The sequence below is a fragment of the Pontiella sulfatireligans genome (assembly GCF_900890705.1).
Taxonomy (GTDB): domain Bacteria; phylum Verrucomicrobiota; class Kiritimatiellia; order Kiritimatiellales; family Pontiellaceae; genus Pontiella; species Pontiella sulfatireligans.
Genome location: NZ_CAAHFH010000002.1, coordinates 819,017 through 844,193, shown reverse-complemented (window position 1 = coordinate 844,193; position 25,177 = coordinate 819,017). Strand labels below are relative to the sequence as shown.

The 25,177-nt window shown below is 54.4% G+C and carries 18 protein-coding genes; 5 read left to right on the top strand and 13 right to left on the bottom strand.

Annotated elements, in window-relative coordinates:
- The first annotated feature begins 52 nt into the window (after positions 1–52).
- The 4 genes from SCARR_RS16525 (at position 53) to SCARR_RS16510 (ending at position 5,110) form a co-directional block, all read left to right on the top strand.
- Positions 53–1,777, top strand: coding sequence for an ATP-binding cassette domain-containing protein (locus SCARR_RS16525; RefSeq protein ID WP_136062774.1), 1,725 nt, complete (start codon positions 53–55; stop codon positions 1,775–1,777).
- Entirely contained in the window at positions 1,774–2,928 is a 1,155-nt protein-coding gene (locus SCARR_RS16520) for a GNAT family N-acetyltransferase (protein ID WP_136062773.1), read from the top strand. The genes SCARR_RS16525 and SCARR_RS16520 overlap by 4 nt, the downstream gene beginning before the upstream one ends.
- A 5-nt stretch (positions 2,929–2,933) precedes the next feature.
- Complete coding sequence (locus SCARR_RS16515; RefSeq protein ID WP_136062772.1) at positions 2,934–3,857, top strand: GNAT family N-acetyltransferase; 924 nt, start codon at positions 2,934–2,936, stop codon at positions 3,855–3,857.
- A gap of 215 nt (positions 3,858–4,072) precedes the next feature.
- A complete protein-coding gene (locus SCARR_RS16510) occupies positions 4,073–5,110 on the top strand; it encodes a glycosyltransferase (protein WP_136062771.1) in 1,038 nt (345 codons plus the stop codon).
- 2 nt (positions 5,111–5,112) lie between these two features.
- On the opposite strand, the gene SCARR_RS16505 is transcribed toward SCARR_RS16510, so the two are convergent.
- The 12 genes from SCARR_RS16505 to SCARR_RS16450 form a co-directional block, all read right to left on the bottom strand.
- The gene (locus SCARR_RS16505; RefSeq protein ID WP_136062770.1) at positions 5,113–5,973 is read right to left on the bottom strand and encodes a glycosyltransferase family 2 protein; all 861 of its coding nucleotides are present in this window, start codon (positions 5,971–5,973) and stop codon (positions 5,113–5,115) included.
- Complete coding sequence (locus SCARR_RS16500; RefSeq protein ID WP_136062769.1) at positions 5,945–6,562, bottom strand: response regulator; 618 nt, start codon at positions 6,560–6,562, stop codon at positions 5,945–5,947. The genes SCARR_RS16505 and SCARR_RS16500 overlap by 29 nt, the downstream gene beginning before the upstream one ends.
- On the bottom strand, positions 6,552–6,953 hold the full coding sequence (locus tag SCARR_RS16495) for a response regulator (protein WP_168433376.1): 402 nt from the start codon (positions 6,951–6,953) through the stop codon (positions 6,552–6,554). Before SCARR_RS16495 ends, SCARR_RS16500 begins: the two co-directional genes overlap by 11 nt.
- Positions 6,954–7,051: 98 nt before the next feature.
- Positions 7,052–11,188 carry a PAS domain S-box protein gene (locus tag SCARR_RS16490; protein WP_168433375.1) on the bottom strand — a complete coding sequence of 1,379 codons (4,137 nt, stop codon included), beginning with the start codon at positions 11,186–11,188 and terminating at the stop codon, positions 7,052–7,054.
- A 4-nt stretch (positions 11,189–11,192) separates the two neighbouring features.
- Positions 11,193–12,323 (bottom strand): glycosyltransferase family 4 protein, encoded by a 1,131-nt coding sequence (locus SCARR_RS16485; protein ID WP_136062766.1) that lies wholly within the window; start codon positions 12,321–12,323, stop codon positions 11,193–11,195.
- A gap of 424 nt (positions 12,324–12,747) precedes the next feature.
- Positions 12,748–13,506, bottom strand: coding sequence for a response regulator (locus SCARR_RS16480; protein WP_136062765.1), 759 nt, complete (start codon positions 13,504–13,506; stop codon positions 12,748–12,750).
- On the bottom strand, positions 13,503–13,862 hold the full coding sequence (locus SCARR_RS16475) for an Hpt domain-containing protein (RefSeq protein ID WP_136062764.1): 360 nt from the start codon (positions 13,860–13,862) through the stop codon (positions 13,503–13,505). Before SCARR_RS16475 ends, SCARR_RS16480 begins: the two co-directional genes overlap by 4 nt.
- An 836-nt stretch (positions 13,863–14,698) precedes the next feature.
- Positions 14,699–15,634, bottom strand: a complete 936-nt coding sequence (locus SCARR_RS16470; protein WP_136062763.1) for an alpha/beta hydrolase — start codon at positions 15,632–15,634, stop codon at positions 14,699–14,701.
- Between the two features lie 124 nt (positions 15,635–15,758).
- Positions 15,759–16,391: a CDP-alcohol phosphatidyltransferase family protein gene (locus SCARR_RS16465; RefSeq protein ID WP_136062762.1), complete on the bottom strand. Its 633-nt coding sequence runs from the start codon at positions 16,389–16,391 to the stop codon at positions 15,759–15,761.
- Positions 16,388–17,518: a pyridoxal phosphate-dependent aminotransferase gene (locus tag SCARR_RS16460; RefSeq protein WP_136062761.1), complete on the bottom strand. Its 1,131-nt coding sequence runs from the start codon at positions 17,516–17,518 to the stop codon at positions 16,388–16,390. Before SCARR_RS16460 ends, SCARR_RS16465 begins: the two co-directional genes overlap by 4 nt.
- 114 nt (positions 17,519–17,632) lie before the next feature.
- Entirely contained in the window at positions 17,633–18,550 is a 918-nt protein-coding gene (locus SCARR_RS16455) for a phosphocholine cytidylyltransferase family protein (protein ID WP_136062760.1), read from the bottom strand.
- A 549-nt stretch (positions 18,551–19,099) separates the two neighbouring features.
- Entirely contained in the window at positions 19,100–20,977 is a 1,878-nt protein-coding gene (locus SCARR_RS16450) for an RNB domain-containing ribonuclease (protein WP_136062759.1), read from the bottom strand.
- 394 nt (positions 20,978–21,371) lie between these two features.
- Here SCARR_RS16450 and SCARR_RS29120 point away from each other — a divergent pair, with 394 nt between their 5' ends.
- Positions 21,372–21,506 (top strand): hypothetical protein, encoded by a 135-nt coding sequence (locus SCARR_RS29120; protein ID WP_281281190.1) that lies wholly within the window; start codon positions 21,372–21,374, stop codon positions 21,504–21,506.
- Between the two features lie 306 nt (positions 21,507–21,812).
- Here SCARR_RS29120 and SCARR_RS16445 read toward each other — a convergent pair whose 3' ends face one another.
- Entirely contained in the window at positions 21,813–24,968 is a 3,156-nt protein-coding gene (locus SCARR_RS16445; RefSeq protein WP_136062758.1) for a right-handed parallel beta-helix repeat-containing protein, read from the bottom strand.
- Between the last annotated feature and the right edge of the window lie 209 nt (positions 24,969–25,177).

Here is a 25,177-nt window from a genome sequence, read left to right as displayed (position 1 = left end):
CACCGACTTTTTAAAGATATTTGGTTGTGGAAAAGCCATAGACAGGGTGTAGATGCATCTTCTTGAAAAATTCCGTATAGTCTATGATTTGCTGGATGCAGTAGATAAGCGAAAGCTTGCGCTTATTTTTGCGATTTCAGTACTCAATGGCCTCATTAATGCCGCAGGCATCGCCTCCATTCTTCCATTCATTGGGTTGATATCCGAACCCGAAATTCTGGACACGAACAAATACATTCTGATGTTCACGCAGGCGACGGGAATCGAAAGCTATGCCGGCGTGGTGGTTTCTTTTGGCTTGATTGCGATGGGCATGCTGATTGTCGGGAACACGATTTCCGTCTTTGAAAGCTGGTATGGGGTGCTGTTCGGCGCCACTAAAAACCAGGAGTTTTCCTCGCGGCTGCTACGGAACTATCTTCGCATTGATGTGCTGGAGTTTGAGAAGAAAAAAAGCGGGGAGCGAGCCAAGGAAGTGTTGTCCGATGTAGGGCGGGTGGTTATTTCGACGCTCTTTTCCATGCTGGATCTGATTTCAGACATCATCGGTTCGGTTTTTGTGGTCGGCCTGCTGCTCTGGATCGACTGGAAAGTTACGCTGGCGGTTTTCTCGACGCTGATTTTCATCCATTATCTGATCAATCATATCACCTCTAGTAAGCTCGACTTCCTTGGCAAGCGGTATGCCAAGCTTGAGGCCTCGCTCTACAGCCATGTGCTAGAGGCCTTGAAGTTAAACAAAGAGGTTAAAATGAACAGCATCGCGCCCTATTTTGTGCGGCGCTTTTCTGATACTTCGGGGCAGATGGTCAAGGTCAGCGTAAAAAGCGCATTGGTAAGTCAGCTTCCCCAGCAAATTCTAGAGGTGGTTGCATTTGGAGCGATTCTGTCCGTAGCGCTTTATTTTGCTGTTTTCGCTTCAGAAGGTGGCCAGCCCGTGACCATTATCGGAATGTATGCCGTTGCCGCCTATCGCCTGATCCCCACAGTCGCCAGCATTTTTAGCAGGATCAAGAGCATCTGGTATGACACGGCCATCCTCGAAGACGTCGCCAAATCGTTGGTGATGATCGATGAATCCGAAGAAGATGCTCATGCGGCGCAATGGCCCGCCGGCACCATCGCCCTCTGCGGCGTTTCATTTGCCTATTCGAAAAATGCGCCGTTCCATCTGGATGGGCTGAATCTCGACTTTCCGGTGAACCGGTTCACCTGCATTAAAGGGAAGACCGGGTGCGGCAAATCGACCGTGATGAATCTGGTTGCAGGATTGTACCACCCAGCCAAGGGCACTCTTGCGTGCGATGGCCAGCCGATCAATGCCTTTGAGAGCAAATCATGGAAGCGGCAGATCGGTCTTGTGCCGGCCAACGTGAACATTATCCAGGCCAGTCTTTACGAGAATATTGCGTTGGGAATCGAGGCAGAGGACATCGATCGCGAGAAGGTGCATGCCGTGTGCAGGTTGGTCGATCTCGACGAGTTGCTGTGCGGTCTGCCGAACGGCTACGAGTCGGTCTATGGCGAGGACGGCCTATGCTTCAGCAGCGGTCAGGTTCTGAAGGTGGGGCTTGCACGGGCCATGTACCGCGAACCAAGGATGCTGCTTTTGGATGAAAGCACCGATGCGTTCGATCTGAAAACCGAGACCCTGATTCTGAACCGGTTGAAGGCGACGGACGACCTGACGATCATTTTTATTTCCCACAGGCCGTCTGTCATGGAGCACGCGGATCTGACCATCGACCTTGAAATGATACTGGGGACGAGTCCGTGAACGGAAGGATTCAGGTTGAAAAAGTGGGCTTTGGCCCGGAACTGGCCGGGCTTGAAGACGAGTGGGAAGAACTGCACAAGAACAGCGTCCGGCCAACCATCTTCTCAACCTTCGACTATGTCTACACCTCCTGTCTCCACTTCAAGGGGAGCGAGGATGTTTTTTTTCTGCTGCTTCGGGATGCCGGCACCCAGTCCCTCCTTGCAGTGTTTCCCCTCAGCGTGTGGTCGAGAAAAATCCACCACGTCGGCCTGAAGGTGGTTTCGCATGGTCTCACCCCCAATGCCACCGAAGTAGACAAGCCTTGTCCCATCATCGACCGCAGCCGCGAGGCCGAATGCTGGACGCGCTTCTGCGAATATCTCAAAACTGAATTCACTTCGTGGGATATGATCGAGTTTGATGAACTGATCGCCGGCTCCTACCTGCCGCATAACCTATCCAAGCTGTTTTCCTTCCCCCGCTACTTCAACCGCATGAAGGCCGGACCGGATTCTCCGATCATCAATCTCGGCGGGGAGTGGGAGGAGTTCTGGGGCCGGCACCGCAAGCTGAGAAAAAGGTGCCGGCGCTTGGAACGGGCCTTAGGCGAGAACTTGTCATACAGGATTACCAGCGACCCTGCGGATCTTGAGCAATGTCTGGGGCAATACATCGAAACCGAAATTCGGAGCTGGAAGGAAGGGGAGATGGTGGCCAGGCACAGGAACTTCTATCAGGAGCTCCTTCCCAAGCTTATGGGAAAAGGGCAACTCTATTTCGGGATGATGCATGACCGGGATACTGTGGTGTCCATCGAGGTCGCATATGTCTATCTGGACCGGGTTTATTTTTGCCACGGAACCTATTCTCCGGCCTATGCCGACATGTCGCCCGGCATGGTGAACTCTTGCTGGTTCATCAAGAACTTTCATGGGAAGGGTTTTGTGGAAGGTGATTATCTCGCCGGTTTTGCCGACTATGTGAACCCCTGGGCAAGCCGGCTGGAACGCACTGAAAATGTTGTGGTTCGTAAAATGAGCTGGAAAAACGGATATCTCGCCGGTTTTCACTTGGCGAAAAAGGTGAAAATAATGTTGAAGAGCATCTCAAAAAAACAGCCGCCAGATTTGTGTCCTGAAACCGTCCCGCAACCGGTGGCGGAGTTGTGAGCGCGATGTCTACAGGCCATGAAAAATCAAAGGGTTATGCGAACCGCGCCTATGCCGAATCATTGAGTCAGTTCGGGGAGCTGATCCACCTTCCCCGGTGCGGTGGCTATTTACTCAAACGAAGCATACCTGGAACCTCCGATTTTGACGCCATGGGAAGCTATCCGCTGTTCTTTTGCGAAGATTGGTCTTTGCTTAACGAAGATTTGGCGACCTTGCCGGAAGAGATTATCAGTGTATCGATCGTAGCAGACCCCTTTGGTGCATATTCACGGAAAAAGCTGGAAAGGGATTTCGATGTTGTGAATCCCTACAAGGTGCATTATATCGTGGACTTGGATAAACTTGGGGGAAAAATTGGAAGCCACCACCACCGCAAGGAAGCCCGCTCGGCACTGAAGGAGATCCAGGTTGAAGTGTGCAAAGATCCTGCGGGGTTTGCTGACCGCTGGATTGAATTATACCAAACCCTGAGCCGGCGCCACGACATTCATGGCATTCGGGCTTTTTCGAGAACAGCGTTTGAGCAGCAGCTGCGCATGCCTGAAATCATTGTTCATCAGGCCTTCCATCAAGGAGAAATTGTTGGCGCGCAGCTGTATTACATGCAAGGCAATGTTGTTCATTGCCATTTGGGAGCGGTCAGCGACAAGGGCTATAAGGTGGGCGCGTTCTATGCGATGGACTATTATGCCGCGAAATACTTTTCAGGAACGGCACGAAAGCTCGACCTTGGTGGCGGGGCAGGGCTGTCCGGGGCGAACAGCGACGGCTTGAGCCGATATAAGAAAGGATGGAGCAGTGAAACCCATCCTGTTTACTTTTGTGGCCGGATTACGAATTCAGCTCGGTATGATGCTCTTGCGCCGTTGCAAGGGCAGGAAAATACGAATTATTTCCCTGCATATCGGTTTGGAGAATTTAAGTGACATCTGTGGTTGGTTCGTTCGTCTAAATTGGTTGTTATATCTAGGAATACTGTGTCACGATTCCCGTCGCTTTTTGTTGGCACCGAACATGCTCAACATTTTAGGTGCCCAAAGCATCTTTTCTGGGTTGGTTAATTTTTTAAAGGGAAGCTGAATCAATGGGTGTTGGACGTGGCGAGGAAAACTTCGCCTCATGGATTTAAAGGTTGCCTAGAATGAAGTTTGATGTGAGACAAGATGACTCTGTGGTCAGCGTCTGCCTGATTACGTACAACCATGCACCGTATATTCGCGAGTGCCTGGACAGCCTTCTTTTCCAGGAAACCAACTTCCCGTACGAAATATGCGTTGGCGAGGATGAATCTACAGACGGTACCCGTGAAATATGCATCAAGTATGCGGAAAAATACCCAGACCGCATTAACTTGATTCTGAGATCGCAGTCCGAAGATGGACGAGATGCTTATTTGTCGCAGGGCGTGTACAACTACATTGAAACAACTAAGGCGTGTAGTGGGAAATATCTGGCTCTTTGCGATGGCGATGACGCATGGATCGACCCGCTTAAGCTGCAGAAGCAGTTTGATGTCATGGAGGCAAATCCATCGGTCTCTTTGGTGCATTCAAATTATGACAAGATTGACGAAGCTTCTGGGAAACGAATCAACAACGCCGATAAAGAAGACACAGCGGGGCTATTGGACGGTTCCAGCAGAGAAAATTTCATATACGATTTGATCATGAGGCGCTATCCAATCGCCGCTAGCACCGCATTCATGAAAACCGCCGATGTCCTAGAAATATTCGAGAAGAATAAAGAGGCGTTCCAGACATGCCCGATGGGCGATGTTACCACCTGGTGCGAGCTAGTGAACTATGGCTCCTTCTATTATCAGGATGAGGCGCTTGGGCTGTACCGGATCTTGTTGGAATCGGATTCGAACTCATGCTCCGCCGAGAAAAAATATAAGTTTGTCAACGGGGCGTCCAATCTCGGCTTGATGGTGGGGGAAAAATACAATCTTCCGATGGAAGAAGCCCGTTCCTGGAAGATCAAAAATTGCAACCGCTATGCATTGCTGAGCGGGGACTTTTCGGAAATTGAGGAACTCAGAGCGAACAAGGAATATGCATTCCCGCTCAGCGAAAAAATGATATTCAAGGCCTGTCAGTCCAAGTTTTTCCGCTCGATTGCAAAAGAGCTTTTCGAATTCAAGTACCGGATTAACCACCGCCGTTTCAACACGCAATAAAATCAGCGGGCTGATTCTTTGCGACGCTCTTTCAGGCCACGCTGGAGGGCCCTGTGTATGGTGATGCGGTAGGCGATGTTGTATGGAATGGTGTGGGGCTTAAGCTTGGCGCCGGCATGCAGCAGGTCGCGCACAATTTCGCGGACGCAGCGCCAGGTCTGCCTTCCCGCGCTGGGCGCTTGATCAAATGTAAGCGCTTGCCTTAATCGCTTTTGGCTGAGTGCGGTCAACGTGTAGTTATGCGAATGCTCAACCGTTGAGTCCTCCGCTAGCTGGAGTCGAGCACCTCCGGTTGCGCACTCGGCCGCCCAAGCCGCGTCTTCGGCATAGCCGTGCTCCCGAAAGCGGACCATTTCCCACAGCTCGCGCCTGAAGGCGCAAGCAACAGCGGAAAAGAAGCAAGGGTCGGCCTTGTTCGAGTTGTAGGCGCGCTCGTAGTCGTACGCCACAATGAAATGTGCATCCGGACGCGCGATTTGTTTGCTGAAGGCGGCATCGGCGCGGTTTTCAGTGATCGGGAGCAGCAGTTTTTCCAGCCAGTCGTGGGAGAGGGGAACCGCATCGGCATTGAGCAGTACGATGATCTGGTGCTTGGCCCTTGCAATAGCATCGTTGAGCACCCGGCCCGGGACGTATTCCTCCGGTGTGATTTGAACGACATCCACGCCATGTTTGCGCAAGGATTCCAGTGTGCCGTCGGTCGAACCAGAGTCGATGGCGTACAGTTTGAATTCGCGAAAGGTTTGCTGCGTGAGCATGGCCAGCGCCCGGCGCACATGCGGCATTTCGTTTTTGGAGCGCATGATGATGGCGACGGCGGAAGGCATGGAAGACTCAATCGACGGAGTTTTGGTCTTCTTCAATCATGTCGGGCGACTGGTATTTGGCCGGTCGGCCCAGTTCGCCCAGCAACGCGTTGATTTGCCGCTTGAGCTCAATGATCCGATGCTCCCGGCCGGCGGCCATGCGGTTGAAGCGGGTCATTTCCTCGATCTTTTCGGTAAGCTCCCGGGTGCGCCGCTCCACTTCTTGCTCAAGCTGCTGTTGGTGATCGCGGTTTTCGTGAAGCAGCCGCGCCCGCTCCAAGGCTTTTTCTATGGAGTGGCTTAGGATGGATAGATCGTTGACGGGCTTAAGAATGTAGTCCCATGCGCCATTGTGCAGCGCCTTGACCGTGTCGCTGATTCGTCCCGTTCCGGAAACGACGATCAACGGCATGTCGGGAACCGTCTGCGAGAGTTTTTCAAGGACTTGGTGCCCGTCCATGTCCGGCATGCGCAGATCCACCATCACAATATCGGGGGCGGCTTTTTCGAACAACTTCAACCCTTCACGGCCGTTTGTGGCTTGAACCACGGCGTATTCCAAATCCTCCAGGTAGAAGCAAAAGCTCTCGCGGACGGCGGTGTCGTCGTCGATTACCAGTATTTTGGTTTTGGCCTTAGTCTTCATTTTCCCGGGCCTGGGCGACCTGTTCTTTGATGCATTTCACGAGCAGGGAAAGGACACGCACAGGCTTATGGAAAACATGCTCGGGGCGCATGCCCAGTTCCTGCAGTTTTTCAGAAAGGTTGTATGAAATAGAGCCGGTGTAGATGATGTGGCGCTGCGCGGGATAGCGTTCTCGGGCGCACACAATCAGATCTTCACCGCTCATGCCGGGCAGGCGCAGATCGACGATGCAAATGTTGTATACGTTGTTTTTCATTAGATCGAGCGCCTCTTCAGCGCTTTCAGCCGAGGATGCTTTGAAGCCGTAGTCCTCGAGAAAGGCCGTTAAGCTCATGCAGATGGCCGGTTCGTCATCGATCACCAGCACATGGATAGTAGAATAGTCAATCATTTGCCGTTCCTTGTGTAACATGTCGTTTTATACTGGAGTATAAAACAACCCCACAAGCTTATAACCAAGCCATTTGCAGACCATTTGCCGACCGCCCGCTAAAGGCGCAGCCCCCAGCGGGTTTGCTGGTGCACACTCGGAAGCCGTATGATGAAGCGCGCACCTTTGCCCGGAGCGGAGTCAACCCGCATCGTGCCACCGTGGTTTTCGGTTACAATAAAGTACGAAACGGAGAGTCCTAGGCCGGTTCCATGCCCGACCTCCTTCGTAGTGAAAAAGGGCTCGAAGGCTCTCTTCCGTGTTTCCGCATCCATGCCCGGGCCGTTGTCTTCCACTTCGATGACGGCCGCTTTCGCCCCTTTGCGCAGGCGCAGGGTAATCCGAGGCTCCTTGGCGGAGGGCGTTTCTTCGGCCATGGCTTGGGCGCTGTTGGACAGCAGGTTCATGATGACCTGCTGGATTTGGTTGCTTTCGCAGGGGATGGGCTCCAGCGCGGGGTCGTATTCGCGGTCGATCCGGAGATGGCGGAAGTCGAACCGCTTTTTCAGGTTATAGTCGTTCGAGGCCAGCTCCACGCTGCGTTCCAGGATCTCTTCCAGGTTGTTCTGTTCGTAATGCGCCTCATCCTTGCGGCTGAAGCTGAGCATGTTGTCGACAATCTTAGAGGCGCGCCGGCCGGCCTCGATAACCGTATCCATCATCGCGAGCAGGCCGCGCTCCTGCATGAAGGCTTGGATGGCTTCGAGCGAGGTGCCTGCCGCTTCCGCAGCCGACGTGTTGCGCTTCGTGGCCTGCGTGAACCGGTTGTGCATCACCTGCAGGTTCTGCAAAATGCCCGCCAGCGGATTGTTGATTTCGTGGGCCATGCCGGCGGCCAGTCCACCGACCGACATCATCTTTTCCGACTGCACCATCATTTCCTCGATGCGGACGCGGTCGGTCACATCATCCATGCGGATCACGGCGCCCTCCGCTCCGTCGGCCGTAATCGGATAGACGGTGATGTCGATCACCCGGTTTTCGCCTCCAATGGTGCAGGGGACGCGTTCGTCGTGCTGGTGCGTGCCGCGGCTTTCGATGGCGGAGAGCAGCTGCTCCATCTCTTTTCCTACATTGGGGAACACTGCGTCCAGCTTTTGGCCATGGGCCCGGTCGGCATGGATTCCGGTCACGCGTTCGGCTTCGCGGTTCCATTGCATCACGCGGCCCTCCATATCAACGCCTACGAGAATCGATGGCATGGAGTTGATGATGTTGCTGAGCAGGTTGCGCAGCGTGAGCAGCTCTTTGGTCGCCTGCAGGCGCTCCAGTTCCGCTGCGGTGCGTCCGGCGAAAACCTGCATCACGGAGGTGGCGAATTCGAGCTGTTCGACCGGTTTCCGGTACATCGCCGCCATAACGCCGAGGGGATGGCCCTCCGAGTCCACCAGCGGAATGCCAATGTAGTGCTCGATTCCCAGCGATTGCAGGCGCGCGGTTTTGGGGAGCTGGCCCTGCACGCTTTCGCGGAAGAGCCACTTGTCGCCCTGCAGCACCTCTTCGCAGGGGGTGCCCTTCAGGACGTAGTCGAAGTTGTCGGCGATGATGCCCCGGTTCGAGGCCGAAATGGTGCGCATGGTGCTGCGGGTGTCGTCGCTGAATTCGCTGATATAGGTGAAGTCCGCGTCGAGCACCTTGGCCAGCTGGTTCACCATCGAGGCAAAAAACCGGCGGCCGACCGAGGATACCCCTTCCACAATATTCCGGATGCTGTCTTCGATCAGAACCCGGTCGGTCACATCGTCGATGCGGATCACCGCGCCTTCGGTGTCGTTGTCGAGCAGCGGGTATACCGTAATGTCGTTGTAGCGCCGCCGGCCGTCTTCGTGCACCGGAATGCGCTCCTCTTTTTGGGAGGTGCGCTCGCGGATGGCCCGCTCCACCTTGACCATCTCCTTGGCCAAGCGCGGGAAGGCTTCGTTCAGGGGCTTGCCGACGGCATCCTGCTGCATGGTGCGGGTGGCATGCTCCGCCTTGCGGTTCCATTGCGTTACGCGGCCGTTGAGATCCACCCCGACGAGGATCGAGGGCATCGAGTCGATGATGTTGCTGAGCATGGCGCGCAGCTGGCGGAGCTCTTCCTCGGCGATCTTGCGGTGGGTGATGTTCCACGAGGTGCCGAACGTGCCGACCACTTTGCCTTGCTCGTCGTAGCGCGGCACCTTGGTGGTGAGATACCACCGGTCGCCGTCCGGGGTCGTGGCAAACTCTTCTTTTTGAAGCGCCCGTTCGGAGCGCATGATCTCCTGCTCTTCGTCGTACATCTGCTGCGCCTGCTCGCGGGGGTAGAAGTCGAAATCGGATTTCCCAATCAACTCCTCCGGCGGGAGGCGGACTTCGTTGGCCTTGGCGGCGTTGACCTCGATGAAGCGCCCGGCATCGTTCTTAAAGTAGATCAGGTCGGGGGCGTGCTCCATGAACGAGTGGAACAGGCTTCGCTCAAATTCAAGCTGCTTTTCGGCGGCCGTGCGGTCGGTGATGTCGCGGCCGATGCCCCGGTAGCCGGTAATGTTCCAATCCTCGTCGTAGAACGGCACGGCGCTGGTTTCGAGCACCACCACGCGTCCATCCTTGTGGAGGTTGTGGTTCACCTTGGAATCGATCGCAGCGCCTTGCTGGACGGCTTCCCTGTAGATGGTTTCAGCGAGGTCGGCTTCCTTTTCGGGCATCAGGTCCATCAGCCGTTTGCCGATAAGCTCTTTGGGGGAATAGCCTAGGATGTCGACCACCTGCGGACTGGCATAGATGAAGCGCCCGTCCCGGTCGACCTCCCAGATCCAGTCGGAGGTGGTTTCCACCAAGTTGCGGAAGCGTTCTTCGCTGGCCTTCAGAGCCGCCTCGGACGTAACGCGGTCGGTGATATCGCGCGAAACGCCACGGAAGCCGGCCAGTATGCCGGTGTTGTCCGCAAAGGCCATGCCGCTGCTTTCGAGCATCACCTTGCGTCCGTCTTTGTGGTTGTAGGTATGGGTGTCGCAGTCGATAATGGTGTTGGCCGTGGCCTCGCGCAGCGTCTGCAGGTTTTTGGCCGCATCGACCGGAACCATCAGCGAGAGGGAGCTTTGGCCAAGGAGCTGTTCGGGTTCGTAGCCGAGAATGCTGTGCACGCGCGGGCTGACATAGGTGTAGTTGCCGTACTGGTCGGTTTCCCAGATCATATCGCTCGAAGACTCCACCAGTACGCGGAAGCGCTCTTCGCTTTCGCCCAGCGCTTGGGCGGCCTGTTCATGCCGCTCGCGGACGCGTCCGAGCTCGTGCGTGCGGTGGGTCACCTGTTTGCGCAGAGTGCGGTTCCAGAACATGACCGACCCGATCGCCAGCAGCGTGAACAGCAGAATGCCGCCGATGATCTGGAAGTAGAGTTCGCGCGACACGGGAATGGCGTTGTCGAGCGTGATCCACTCCCGCTTGATGGCCTTGCGTTGCGCCGAGGAAATATTGGCGAGCGCCTTGTTCAGAATCGAGTTAAGCATCGGCCAGTCTTTGCGGGAGGCAAAGCACAGCTCCCACGGGTATTCGATGTCGCCGGCGATGCGCAGATTCACGATGCCCAGAGCGTCGATGTAGTGCGAGGCCACGCCAAAGTCGGCCACCATGGCATCGGCCTGCACCAGCGAAACCATGCGGAAGCCGGCCACCGCATTGTCCACGGGAACAATGTTGTATTCCGGATGCATCTTCCGCACATAGTCATAGGTGGCCGAGCCATCGACAATGGCAATCTCGAGCCCGCCCATGTTGTCGAGCGTGTAGGATCCCCGCCAGCCTTTGCGGGTGATGATGACATTGCGGATGCGGAGGTACGGCTCGGTGAAACGCAGAAATTTGCGGCGCTCCATCGTGTTTTGGATGGAGCCCACCACATCGATTTCGCGGTTTTCCAGCTTCTCGACGATTTGCTTCCAGTTTTCGCACGGAACCATTTCGAATTGAAGGCCAAGATGCTCTTCGATCAGCTGCAGGTAGTCTGCGGTTAATCCCTGATGCTGGCCGGCATCATCGATAAAGTCGAGCGGCGGCGAATCCGGCAGGGGGGCCACACGGATGGGCTCGGTGCGCTCGCTCAGCCACAGCCGTTCTGCCGGGGAAAGATCGAGCGGTCGGCTTTCGTGCGTGTTAAGCAGGCGCAATGCCCCCGCAGCGGCCAGAACGGCCGTTGTGGTCAACGCTAAAATGGTTTTGGTTGCGGTCTTCATCCAACTATGCCAACGACTCGTAGACTCCCATAACACGACGTGCAGCCGTCTGCCAGTCGAAGGTGAAAGCATGTTCCATGCCGTGCGCCCGGGTTTCGGCATTCACCCCCTTGGAAACGGAGTTTTCCATGCACGCGAAGATTTCATCCGTGCTGTACGGATTGAAGGTCTGGGCTGCGCCTCCGGCAATCTCCTTCATGGCCGATGTATTCGAGCAGGCCACCGGTGCGCCGCAGGCCAGCGCCTCTAAAACGGGAAAGCCGAAGCCCTCGAACAGCGAGGGGAAGACCATCAGGTCGCACCCGCTGTAAAGCAGGGGAAGCGAGTCGCCGGGTACGAAGCCCAGAAAGACGATGTCGCTGTTCACCGGGCTTTGCGCCGCCCGGGCGCGGATAAGGTCTGCGCCGCTCCAGTCCGCGCCGGCGAGCACCAGCTGGTGCGCGCTGTCGCTTTCCAGCTTGAACCGCTCGAACGCCTCAATCAGCCGTACGTGGTTTTTGGCCGGATGCTCCAGTCGCGAAACATAAACGAAAAACGGTTTTTCCAGCCCGTGGAGCTCGGCCAGCGTGCGCCGCGCTTCCTCGGCCGGAGCCGGATGGAACAGGTCGTGGTCGATGCCGGAATAGATCACGGTGATCTTATCTTCGGGATAGCCCGTAAAGCGGACGATGTCGTTCTTGGTGTGCTCGCTCACGGCAATCACATGGTCGGCGCGCCGGATCATCGCCGGCGCGAACTTGCGGTTGAAGAGCATGCGTGCGCGGTCATATTTTGCATCCACCGAAAACGCCGCCAGATCGTGCACCGTGGCCACCACCTTGGTCCGCTTAAGCAACGGAATGCGGCGGTAGCTCGGAATGTGCAGCAGGTCATACTTCGTTTGCGGCAACCCCGCATTGTGCCAGGCCAAATTGACGACCGGCCGGTTGATGAAAGGGGGGGAGAGGCGCTTTTTGAAGCGGGGGTTCGTGAGCGGAACGAGCTCCGCCTCGTCGCGCGCCATCAGCAGGTCGTAGTTGTTTTGGGTGTCTTCAAGCTGCAATGCGCGGAGCAGGTTGCAGATGTAGGCCGATAGCCCCGACTTGCCCCCCTCCAGTACAAACGTTGAAAAACCGATCCTCATATTCGTTCGCATAGTAAAGGCCTGACGCGTCGGGGGAAAGGATTAAACCGCCGCAAGAGCTTGTGGGCAGACAGCAGCCCGAATCCATTCGGGCGGATCACGATTGAGGTGCCTAAATGGCAATGCCGGAACTTCGGATGGCTTCTTCGCCGCAGCCCCCGAGGACAAGCCCCATACCGCAGGTGATTGGAAGCGAAGAGCACCCAATCTACATTCCGCCCCCCGGCATAGAGCTCTCATTTTTCCTTCGGAAGAAACGGATCATTTCCAACCAGACTCACGAAGCCGGTCAGGTCGCACTTCCGTGATGAGGCTCATTAATGGGCCACGGGCTTTATCTGTGCGTAAAATGCAAAAAACAGACATCCATTATTTCGGAAACGCTGTTCCATCGGCGCGAAGAAATGGCAACCAGCGAAAGCGAATGGCCCCGCGGTTATTTTAAATCATTGAGCAGATCCCGAAGCGCCGTCGCAGACTCCAACTCCTCTGTGGCCTCGATGCACAACGCATTGAGTTTGCTCAACCCTTGGGTCAGCGTATTCATCGTCATTTCAGTCACAGGGTCGGGATGTTCAAACAAATCGTTCAGCATGACCTTCAGGGCACGGCTCAATTTACCGCGCGGAAAGGTTTCATCCACCGCCAGTGCGCTCTGGAATATCTCATACATGATCTTGTATATATGAACCAGACAGACCCGCCGCGCTTCCGGCCGGGCATCGGTTCGCATGAGAGTAAGGTAGCGGTGCAAATCCGCCATCGGCACGTCGCCTAAATACTGCACCGCGGCATCCAATCCGGCACCGTCGACCTCTCTCGCGGAAAGTTCGGCAATCGCATCCTTGATTGCTGTCAGAATCTGCTTCGGCTTACACTGCAGTTTGGCGCAAAACTTCTGCACCTTGAAATCCCCGACCTCTTCGACCAACGATTTGACATAGCCGCTCGACAGAACGATCACATAAAGATCTTTTAACGTTTTGTTTCCGCGGATATGCCGCAACACCTCGACCCCATTAATGCCCGGCATATGCAAATCCAAAACTACCAGATCCGGCTTCTCAATCGAAAGTCGTTGAATGGCTTCTTCGCCGCTATTGATGCAGACTCCCTCAATCCCCTCTCCCCTCAGCATATTTTTATAGAGATTGGTGACAAAGACATCATCATCAATTAGAAAAACTTTCTTCATGCCGAAAACTCCTTCGCGTAATAATTTTCAAAGAAATGCCGAGCGTCCGAGAGAGCCTTCCCCGCCCGCGAGACGCGCGCATTCATGTCGGACGGCATCGCCACCTTGCAGAGTTGCTCCAGTTCGCGCAACTCGCCGGCAACCCCCGCCAAGCCACATGCCATTGAAGCACCGGCCATTTTATGCGCCGCCTTGACCGCATCCGCAACAGAAGCCGCGGCAACAGCCGCGCACAACCCTTCGAAATCTTTATTGGTCTCGCAGAAAAACAATTCCAGCAGCTCCGTCGCCAAAGCAGTGTCACCACTGATGGCGTCCAACAGAACAGTTGGGTCTATGACATCCTCGTTACACATCACAACAAGGTACTTATTTTATGAAAAAAACGCCATCCCAAACTCAACGGCAGACTGTAACCTGAATCCGTTGGATAACGCTTAGTGGATCCGCAACATCCGTTTTATCAAGAGAGGCCGGTTAAATTCCCGCACTCAAAAAGGGGGCACCCATTAGAGGTTCCGGTCATCCTATGCGCTGCAGAGAGAACCCTCCCTGAAATGCCGTTGTAAAATTATGCGTGTAATAGATAGGTCGAGGACCGCGGCTACAGAGGGTCGGATTTCCAAGGGGCGGTCCCGAATGACGCTATTGCTCCGGCACAAATATATTGAGACTTCAAAATGACTTATGCGATGAACCGCACTCGTTGAAAAAATGGCTGACGCTTCGCTGCTGTCGTTCCGCGCCGGCCTGACACCCAGTTATTCTGTCAATAAAACCGTCGCAGGGAGTTTCGGCAGAACAATTGGGTGTCAGAATAATTTCATGGATCTTCTCAATATTTACCTGCCGGATCTATAAGTTAAGGGGTCTGCGGAGCGTACGAAACACGCCCTTTGCAAGCAAAGAGGCGTGTCCTTGGGCAGTCCCGGAACTGCGCCCATGGGGCGAAAGAGGCTGGCGCACAGCGATGTCAACAACGAGGCCATCTAGTAATGCGCGGGTTCGCGGTCGTGGTTCAACATCTGTTCCAATGGCTCAAACCTTGGGAAACGAAGCCGGATCCACGGCTGCCGCCTGAGTCCCTGCTCTACTCTTTGCGCCTTCTTTCGTGGCAAATCTCATGCAGTCGTAAGGCGGACGGCAGGGACGTCATCCCTCCAGTTTCATGTATTTCGTGCTTAGTAGCGCATTATTGATCCGCCGCGATAAAGGCGTCGACGCGGTCGGGGCCTTGCAGATATCCGAGCGACACGAGAAAGGCATCCATCTTTTTGACGGTGTCGATGAAGGGGTTCTTTCGCGTCTCTTTATAATTAAAGAAACCATGCCCCTGGCCTTCGTAGGGGACGAGCTCAACCGCGTTGCCTTTTTTTTTCGCCTGTTCGGTAAACAGTTCGACGGTGTTGTAGGGGACGGTGGTGTCGGCCGTGCCGTGGAAAATAATGGTGGGCGGAAGGTCGGAGCCAATGTTGTGATAGGGCGAAAGCTGTTGAGGCGGTACGCCCATGCGTTTTTCCAGACCGGCGAGTTTTTTCGGGTCCCTGGGTTCGTATCCTTCCACCGGCGCCAGGACGAGGGCGGGATTGAAGAGGACGAGCGCGTTGGGCACGGCGCTGATGGTGGTGTCTTCGGTGGATTCGTCGAAGGCGCTGATGGTGCCGAGCGCACCGGCGAGATGCCCGCCGGCCGAACCGCCGCCGGCGGCGATGCGGTTGGGATCGATGCCGAGGCGTTGGGCGTTTTGCCGCACCCAGCGGATGGCGGATTTGGCATCGCTGAAGCAGGAGACCGCCTTTACGCCGTGGCGGCTTTTTACGCGGTATTCAACGGTCATGGCCACCATGCCGCGGGAGGCGAGATAGGCGCACTGTTTTTCAAACTGTTTTGGGGAGCCGCCGTTCCATCCGCCGCCGAAGAAAAAGACGATGGCCGGGCGCTTGTCGCCGGCTTTTTGGCCCTTGGGTTCAAAGATATGTAGGGGCAGTTTGACTCCGTCGATGGTTTTGTAGATTTCAGCGCGCGATCCGGGCAGGGGTTTGGGCGCAGTTGCGGATTCAGCCACGAAACCCGTTCCTGCCAACAGAACCGCCAGACCAGAGATGATTGCAATATTCCTGAACTTCATGCCAAACCTCGATTGTTGAAATGAAGGGATTAACATAGACGAATTCGTCCCGCTGCGCAAAAGCGAAAAAGGGGAAGGGCATTGCAGGATGAACAGGATTGCGCCTGTTGGCAAGCGTCACTGATCAGAGCAATTTCAAGCCATAGATCAGAGTGATTAGCAGTGTGTAGCCGGTGATGACGTAATACCAGCGTCCGGCAAATTTGGGGGTCTTGATCGGGGCGACGTTGAGGGCCGCTAGAGCTATAAGCAGCGCGTAGAGAATGAAACCGAAAATCGAAGGACAGAGCAAACCATCAAAGAGAAACAGAAAGACCAGGATAATGACATTGTTGTCGAGCGGGAATCCCCAATACGTTGATTTGTCCACCAGGCCAAAGACATTAAAATAGCTCAGCCGGATTACACCGGCGGCAACAATGATGAAGGCGCCGGGGATGTACCAGGGGCTGAAATGGCCATAGCTAAGCAGGATGACGGCGGGGCAGATTCCGAAGCTGACAATATCGATCAACGAGTCGAGCTGGCCGCCATACTCTCCCTGCTCTTGGGTTCGGCCTTTCATCCGACGGGCTATGATGCCGTCGCTCCAGTCAAAGAAAACCGCCCAGATCAACCCGATCATCGCGGCGGGGAAATTGCCCAGAAAGGCAAAATAGATGCCGAAGATTGCGCACAACAGTCCGACCAACGAACAAATGTTCGGCAGGTCTTTTGCGAAGGAAAGGATGGATTTCGGTGGCGGAGACTCACTCATGACAACTCCTCCGCCGCGGCAACAATCGTCCTCAGGGCTTCAGCTACCCTGCCGTTTTCTGCCTGGGTGCGGCTGGAAATACGGATGTAACGGTCAGATTCCGGCATGGTCTTTCCCTGACAGTGCTTGATGTAGATGTTGTGCTCTACAAACAGTCTGCGGGCCACCTCGGGGCCGGAAGGCGCCTGGTCAGGAAGACGGCAGAAGATATAGTTGGCATCGGGCCGATAGACCGTCATTTCTCTGATGGTGCAGAGGTCCTGATAAAATTGATCGCGGTCTGCCCGTACCCGTTCGCAGCTGGCGAGGAACTCCTGCTGATATTCCGGAGCATGCACCAGAAAGGTTTCTGCAAAGCCGTTGAGGTTCCAGATATGCAGTCCTTGACGAACCTGATCGGCAAAGAGTGCGTTGGCCGTCAGCATATAGCCGATGCGCAGACCACAGATGCCGTACGCTTTGCTCATGCTCTTGAAGATCGCAAGATTCGGATAGTTGGCGATATCTCCTTCCAGCGTTTCCCGATCACGATCCTTGGCAAAATCGATGAACGATTCGTCAACGATGAGCATGCAGTCGTGCGCGGCCAGCTTGTCCAGCAGGCGAAGCAGGTCGACTTTGGGCACCAGCAGAGAGGTCGGGTTGTTCGGTGATACCACCACCGCTATGTCAGCCTTGTTGCGTATTGCTTCTGCCGCAAATTGATCGACGTCCAGCTGAAAGGACGGAGCTTCGAGGGCAAACTCAATAATATTTTCAGTCGGCGCCGCATTCGCGTATTCATTGAACGACGGCACCGGAACAATCAGCTTTTTGGCCAGATGACCCGAGACAATCTTGATCAACTCGGCGGCGCCATTGCCGACCACGATCCGTTCCGCGGGTTGTGCGATCAGGGTTCCCACCAGATTTGCCAGGACATTCTGGGCAACCGGATAGTTGAGCACCAGTTCATGAATTTGACGGGTCAGCTGCTGAAAGAAACGCTCCGGCGGAAAATAGAGATTATACAGGTAGGCATGATCGATGAAACCATGCCGCCAATAGCCGCCATGCTGCTGTTCAATGGCCTCAAATTGCTGCTCTTTGTCAGCCGTATCCGTAATGGTCTTTTTTTTCTCTGTCATAATCTGTTTTCGCTTTCTGTAAAATTTATGCCGGCAAGTGGCATTCCTCAAGACGGCCTGTTCCCAAACTGCAGTACGACGCGATCCTGCTTGGAGTAATGAGGGGAATGCCGGTTATGCCGGAACCGGGAGTCCGTCTATTTTCTGCGCACCCTTGGGACGGCTGCTGATCGCCTTCCGCAGGGGGTGCAGTTTCTCTCCCATGGCCACCCGGATCCGGGAGGGCTCGGGAAACATTCGTTCCGCCGCGCTCAGATCCTCCGGGGTATCGATCTCGTACCAGCGGGCGGCATCAAAGAAGACCGGCGCAAGGGAGATCGTCCCTTCAGCGACCATTTCGGCGAACACCGCTTCATAGTAGCCGTTCACCTTTCCGTCGGAAATATACTGATCCAAACGCTTCTGAATCAATTTCCAGGTGTTGCGAGAGAAATTGTAGATATTCACGGTCTTGTAGTGACTGGCGCAATTGCGGCTTTCCGCACCCAGACAGAAGGCCTTCAGCTGTTTGGGGCCGTTAAGCGTTACCGTGGTGCCGTTCATCCAAGGGAGCATCTTCGAGACCGCGATGCGGTCGGGCTGGAGCATTGGCGCAAGTAGCTCTGTCTGAAAAACCAGATCGCTTTCAATCAACATGAAAGGCTCGTCAATCTCTTTGCCGGCAAGCCACAACGAGTAGATGTTGTTGGTTGTTTTATACAGCGGGCTGGCAATATAGATGATTTCAATCCCGGCATAACGGCGGCCAAGGTAGTCTTCAATCACTTCAGACAGGTGCCCGGTGACCACAAACAGACGCGTGATCCCATGACTGCGCAGGGAACGTATCAATCTTTCAAGGATGGGGATTCCATTAACTTCAACCAGACATTTCGGGGTTGCATCTGTTAATGGAGCAAGTCGATTACCCATGCCAGCGGCCAACAACAAGGCGGTTTTAACCGGGGAACCCTCGTTTGAAAGGGTTTTGGCAATAAATTTTCGAATGGGTTTAGACGCGGTCAACGATACGGCGGGTGGGACTGCAAACATAACTACTCCTTTGAGTGGGAGTCTCAGAGGAGGCGACGAGATCGTGCCGACCAGATTTGGTCGATGGTCAACGAGTGGTCCCAACTAAGGTTGGATGCCGAGGGGATAAACTTCCTCTAGGCGGGTTGAAAGCGAGACTATAGCACACTTGGGCAAAAGTGATTAGGAAAGAAATGGCAAACCGCCAATTAAGGCGTTTTATAGGGGTAATTGTCACATAATATTTCGCATGAGGGCGCAGGGAGCGCTGGCCAGAGGGCCATTTCGGGGATGTAGAACGGGCATTTTGTCCGTATGCTGCAGATGGGAAAGGGCGGCGTCCTATGAGTTAATGTTTTCCAAACATTGGAAGTGGGCAGTCAATTCTTCCTCGGATCGGAACCCCGCTGCTGGCGGGGTAAATTCTTGAGGCCAGATGTAGCCGGGGGCGGCGACCTCGGGATTGCCAAGCCATCTCCTGTAGGCAGGATGGCGGGGTCGCCGCCCCCGCCTACAACAACCAATATCCGGCCATGGCATTTTCTAATGTGCTCGAATTTTTCCCTCGCGTCACACCATCCGGCAGGTGAAATCAAGCTCCGGGAGATTGATCTGGAGGAGTTGGAGTTCGACTTCATCATCCAACTCGACATCAGCCATCCGGCGCATTTTAACGTCGATGGCGAGTTCGGGAATCATCACCACGCCCCGGTCGTCGCGTTTGTCGACGACCACTCCGCGATAGACGGTTTCCGGATGCTGCTGCATGTGCAGCAACGTCCAGTGCCGGTTGCTCCGGCGTTCGGCCATCGCGGTGTTGCCTCCGCCGATTTCGGCTTGGGACATGCGTTCCAGCATATCGGCTTCGCTGATTAAGGGTTGCCCGCCAATAAACGCGCGGACTTGCTGATGGACCAGCAGATCTGAATAGCGGCGCAACGGGCTGGTGGACCGGGTGTATCGTTCGAGCCCGAGTCCGGAGTGCCAATCAGGATCAAGGTGCAGCCCGGAGCGTTTAAACTTTTTGCGATAGGCAAACATTTCGGCCATAGTTTCCGGCGTGCCCGATTCGTCAGGCGGCGGCTGGCAGGCAAAGGGCACCGGGATTTCATTTTCAATGCAATATACAGCAATGGCCTCGCCCGCCATCAGCATGGCATCGGTGACCATTTCGCGGCTTTTCAACCGCGGCAGATCTTTGATCTCGACGGAGAAGTCGTCCGGCTCTTTGAGGCCCAGTTCATGCCGGGCGGCCAAATTATACAGCTCTCCGTCGACGGTGGTTTTGAGTTTCACTTCCGGCAGGTTTATTCTGGCTGCTCCCTGAGCAACGCGTCGCTTCCGGAACTGCTCAGCAATGAGATTCATTTCCTGAAAAGGGGAGGTCTCCATCAACTCATCTGCGGCGGAATAGCTGAGCCGTTGAACGCGGATTAAGCTCGGTATTATTTTCAAACAGGTGGGCGAACCGTCCTCCTTAATCCCGATTTTAAAAGAGAGAGCGGGGGATATGTCTTGCAGTCCCAATCCCAAAATTGAAGTGACGGCCGACGGCAGCATATTGATGACGATTTCGGGCAGATAGAGATTGGCACCCCGGGCTCGGGCCTCTTGGTCGAGGGGCGAGTCCGCTTTGATGAGCGCGGCGGCATCGGCGACATGGATCCAGAGGCACTCGCCGTCGAGGCTGATGGCATCGTCCGGGTCGGAGCAATTGTCATCGTCGATGGCAAACGTTTCCAGCGCCGTCAGATCCTCGCGCGGCTCCTCCGGCAGTTCAGGCACCTCGAGCTCTGGCTGCGTGGTTGCGCAATCAAAACGGGTCGGATAGGGATTCACCGCGTCATTCCACAACCTAAGCTGCAGCAGCAGCCGATGCGCCTTTTCCGGAGCGACTTCTATGCCGAGCGCTTTCAGCGTGCGGTTCGTGGACGCCTTGCGGTAGGCCATGCGCTCCAGATCGCTCAGGTGGGGGAAATCCTCAGGCTGAATCGTATGGTCTTTGACGCGCTGCAGATAGTCCTTCCAGCGTGCCGCCTCTTCTTCTTTTTCGCGTTGTTTGTTGACAATGGCTTCAACCTCGGCTTCCGTTCTGGCCGTGATTTGTTCCCTGGATCCGGTGAAATGGATGGCGGCATGAAGCACTTGCCAGGCATGCCAGACCGTCACGGGCGACGCCTCTCCATAGATGAATTCAGCGAGTTCGGTCAGTTCAACCGTTTCGCCCTGCAGCAACTCCCACGCTTCTTCAACATTTCCTTGAGGCGTCTGGTTTAAGTCGGCGAGAGACTTCAGCGGCCCCGGATGAAGCAGTTGAATATCTTTAGGCCGGACTTTAACACTTTTCCCGTTGGCCAGCTGAATGGATATTTTGTCGCCGACCTGATCGATGATCGCCGGCGCGGTTTTATATAAAACTAAACTGTGAGATTTAAAATTCTGCAACATGGCACGTCCTGTTTCCCGCGGGTGTTTTATGGATTCTTATGTAGAAAAAGAAGAATAGCCGTTGAGCCCCTCCCCGGCAACGCCCGAAGAGAGCGCTTCTTGAAAGGGTGCGTGCGCTCGGTCGCCGAGGCCGTCGACCCTCCAGAATGTAGGATGGGACGAACCGGACGCACCACACAGGAATAGTTATCTCACACAAAGGCACAGAGGCTTTTTGACGGGATAACAGCCATGAGCGTAGCGATTGATAATTTTCAAAGAAAATAGCGCTCAAAGAGAGCGGTCATGGACGGGATTTAAGGTAGGGCTCGACCGCCCGAGTGAGGCCGCGTTGCCGAGGCCGACTCGGTTTACGTTGGCGGGCGCGCCGCTCGTACGCAGGGAAGAACCGCGGATGAACGCTGATGAACACGGATTTGTGGCCGCCAAGAAGCACAGAAGACACAAAGACGGTGCGGATGGGTTTTTGTATGTAGTCCCGCCTTCAGGAGGCTATTCCGCAGAGCCGCCTGAAGACTCCATGATGTAGGGCCATGTCCCCGACGTGGCGGGCGGTTCATTGGGTAGGTCTGGTTCGCCGAATCCGTTGCATAGCCTGATCGGCATTTCTTACCACCCGTTGCGCTTGAGGCACGGAGGTTGTAAATTAGTTATTACTCCGTGTTACTTTTCCCCCGATCAACAAAAAGAAAATGAGCAGGCCGTTGAAAAACGGCTATGGAAGGGTTTTTTGTGTTTGACCGGAACCTCTAATGGGTGACCCCTTTTCCGTTTGTCCGTTGACGCATCCTTCGCCGGGGAAGGGTGCGGAGTCTCTTTTTAGCTCAAAGCTGACTTAATCGAGAACGTATGGTTCGTTTGGGAGTAAAATCTGACAACGAAAAAATCCGCTGGAGTATTGGCTGGGGGTGGAATAATGATCCGCGTTGGGATCCAGATTAATCGTTCGGTTGCTTTGAGTGGTGGTTGAGTAGAGATGTTCAAACTGATTCGTCAGGGAAGGCGTCCAAAGAATATGGTAGATCCGTTCTTTTGAATTATTCATCGTCCAGTTCAGTTCAATAACCTGATTGGTGCCATGCTCCAGCGTAAACTGCATAAATGAATTGTCATTGGTCGGATTGGTTCCGGCATAATATTCCTCCAAATTGCTGAAGCCATCTTCGTCAGAATCATCATCACTGAGGCAAAGATTGGTCGTTTCAAAATAATCGTCCTCCCAGGAATCAGGGAGCCCATCGAGGTCTGTATCTGCGGTTTGTGCGCCGTATCTGTGCTCATAAACTCCGAGGTCCGATGCGCCTTGCTCGATTCGTGCGTTTCCATACAGGTCGGTCGTTGCGGTGACCTGGGAATCGTCTCCAGCGTTCAGGCAGGGAGAATCATTAGAGAGCGAATAAGGATAAGTGCCTCCGTAAAACCGAGGGTAGATTGTAAGACAATTATTCACGAGGTGCTCAACTCCATCGCGGGCGCAGGTGTTGGAGATGTCACAGGGGCCGAAGGTGTCGATATCTCCATCTCTGTTTCCCCAGACAATGCTGTTGTAGACTTTTCCACCGGTATTCAATAAAGACCCCGCGGGCTGGCGGGGATAATAGAGATTAAGACCGGTTCCACGGTTCGCAACGATGGTGCAGTTGCGCAGAATCCCATTTTGATACAGATAGAGCCCGGCTCCGTTCCCTCCAGAGGCTTCGTTGTTGGCAAGCAGTGCCTGATTGACGGTGGGACACTCTATAAACGAGGTTCCTTTTAGGTAGATTCCGCCACCGGTCTCTGCTTCATTATAATCCACCGTACAAGAAGTCACCTGCGAAACACCTTCCACATAGATGCCGCCGCCCTGTTCAAGGGAGCCGTTACCAGAAACGGTGCTGCTCTGAAGGGCTGAGTCCCCGATGAGGAAGGCGCCGCCGCCTTTCCCTGCGGATTCGTTGTACCGAAGCGTGCAGGCTGTGACGGTCGAGTTGGTCGCATATACACCGCCGCCCTCTAGGGAGGCGGTGCAGTTGCCGATAATACAGTCGGTTAGATCGGAGTCGTCTAGGTAGGCACCACCACCGGTTTCGGCCTCGTTTTGGCCAAGGGGACACTCTTCAGCTGAAGAACCAAAGAGGTAGAGTCCGCCGCCCAGTTGGGAGGCCTCGTTTCTATTTAAGGTGCAGTTGACGGCTGCTGCATTATCCAGATAGGCACCTCCACCATTTTTATCTGTGTGATTGCTGGTGAGCTCGCAGCCGTTCATGGTTGCGTGTGGTTCAAGATAAGCTCCGCCGCCTGGGAATCCGGCGTTGTTTGCGGTCAATATACAGTCCGTCATGGTGGCCTGTTCATTGAGATAGACCCCGCCTCCGAAAAAGCGGGCATAGTTCGATTGAATGGTGCAGTCGGTGATGAATGCATTCTTTTCAATCAACGCGCCGCCTCCGTCCACATCGGTATAGAGTCCAGATTGAGCCGTTTTCCCGTTTTGGAGGGTAAAGCCTTCCAGTCGTGAGTTTTCACCGAGATAGACGCAACGCATGGTGTTGCCTCCATCGATAACAGGAGATGAAAAGCTTCCCTCAATGGCATAAACCCAAATGTTAGAAGAAACGGCGAGACGGTTCATGAGCCACATTGAGTTTGGCGCTGCAACTCCGCCTTCCTGATAGCTCCCGCCAAAGATGGGCAGCACCCAAAGTTCGACGCGGGAGAGAAATAGGTTGTTGGTTAAGAGCGCATGAGCAGTGTCAGCACCTGCCTGCAACGTACGTTTTGCAGTTTCAAGCGTATATCCATCACCAGAATCATCCGGTGTAAAGTTTCCGTCCACAAAAATCATGGGAGCGGTGGCATAAGCGCCCATATCGGGTGTGCCTAGGTTGCGAGGGTTTCCTGCAAAATCATAAGGGATGTCAACGGGTGCCCACTCACCGGCGCCCCGACAGGGAGAATCATAGTCCAACCGGATTCGATCCTTCCTGAAATTCGGTGCATTGGTAATGTTATGGCTGAATCCATGGGCTAGATCTGGCGAGCAAGAGTGGTGCATCGTTGAATTGACCGTCGGAATGTCTATGCCTGAGTTCTGATGGATAATACAACTGTTGACTTCAGCGGAGCCATCGCCGATGCCATCGCTCCAGTTGCGAACGACGGTGCAGAAGTTCAAAGAACCCCCATTAAAAAACTTAATAGCAGCTCCATTTTCAGTGTGATTGTAGGAGATGATCGAACTATTGAGCTTTGTATCGTTTTCCAGCAAACACGCCCCAGCCAACCATTCCGATTCATTTTCAGAAATGCTGCAACAGGAGATGGTGGAATTATCGGCGGAAAACCCGCCCCCTGTGGATTGGGCTCTGTTTTCCGATATAGAGCAAAAGGTTACGGTTGAATTATTGAGAACCAGTCCACCTCCTATGCTGCTGGAATAGTTATCCGTGATTTTGCAATTCAGGAGGGTTGCTCTGGACAAGTCGGCCCCTCCACCCTGAAAAAAGGCTCTGTTTGCAGTGATCACACAGTTTGTGATGGTTGGGTTGCTTCCCCATGATGGACGCGCAAGAATGCCTCCTCCCGACCGTTGGGTGTAGAGACTGTCGTCTGAGCTGGTTCGTCCTCCAGTGATGGTAAACCCATCCAGTCGAGCTCCGGCTTCAATGTAAACAGCCCGAACCGTATCAGATCCATCAATGAGAGTAACATCCGGTCCATTAACGGACTGGACGGTGATTGCCTTATCAATCAACACCCGGTTTGGCCACGAATCGGCATACGACGAAGTGGCGCGAGAACCCGTTGCGTACGTCCCATTCGTTACTAGAACCGTGTCTCCATCAACCGTCAGGTCTACTGCGGCCTGAATCGATTGCTTCGCTGTTTCCCACGATAGGCCATCAGCACTGTCGTCGGGCATATTGTCGTCAACATAGAAGGGGGTAGCTTGACCACTCGACAATAGAATTCCAAATAGTGCGATCAGAGAATAAAACAACGATTTCATGTGAGAACTCCTATACAAGATTTCATAATACGTAATAGTAATACAACTATACTTATATTTAAGGAGGTGTCATGCGAGAACTCAAAGAAAAGCATTTCTTTGAGTTTACGGGGTGATGGTTAAGTCTTGTAAATATTCCAGTCCTTGAATATTGACAGCTACTCTCTTTGTTGACATTCAGGACTGACCCTATCCCCTCGCGCCGTTCG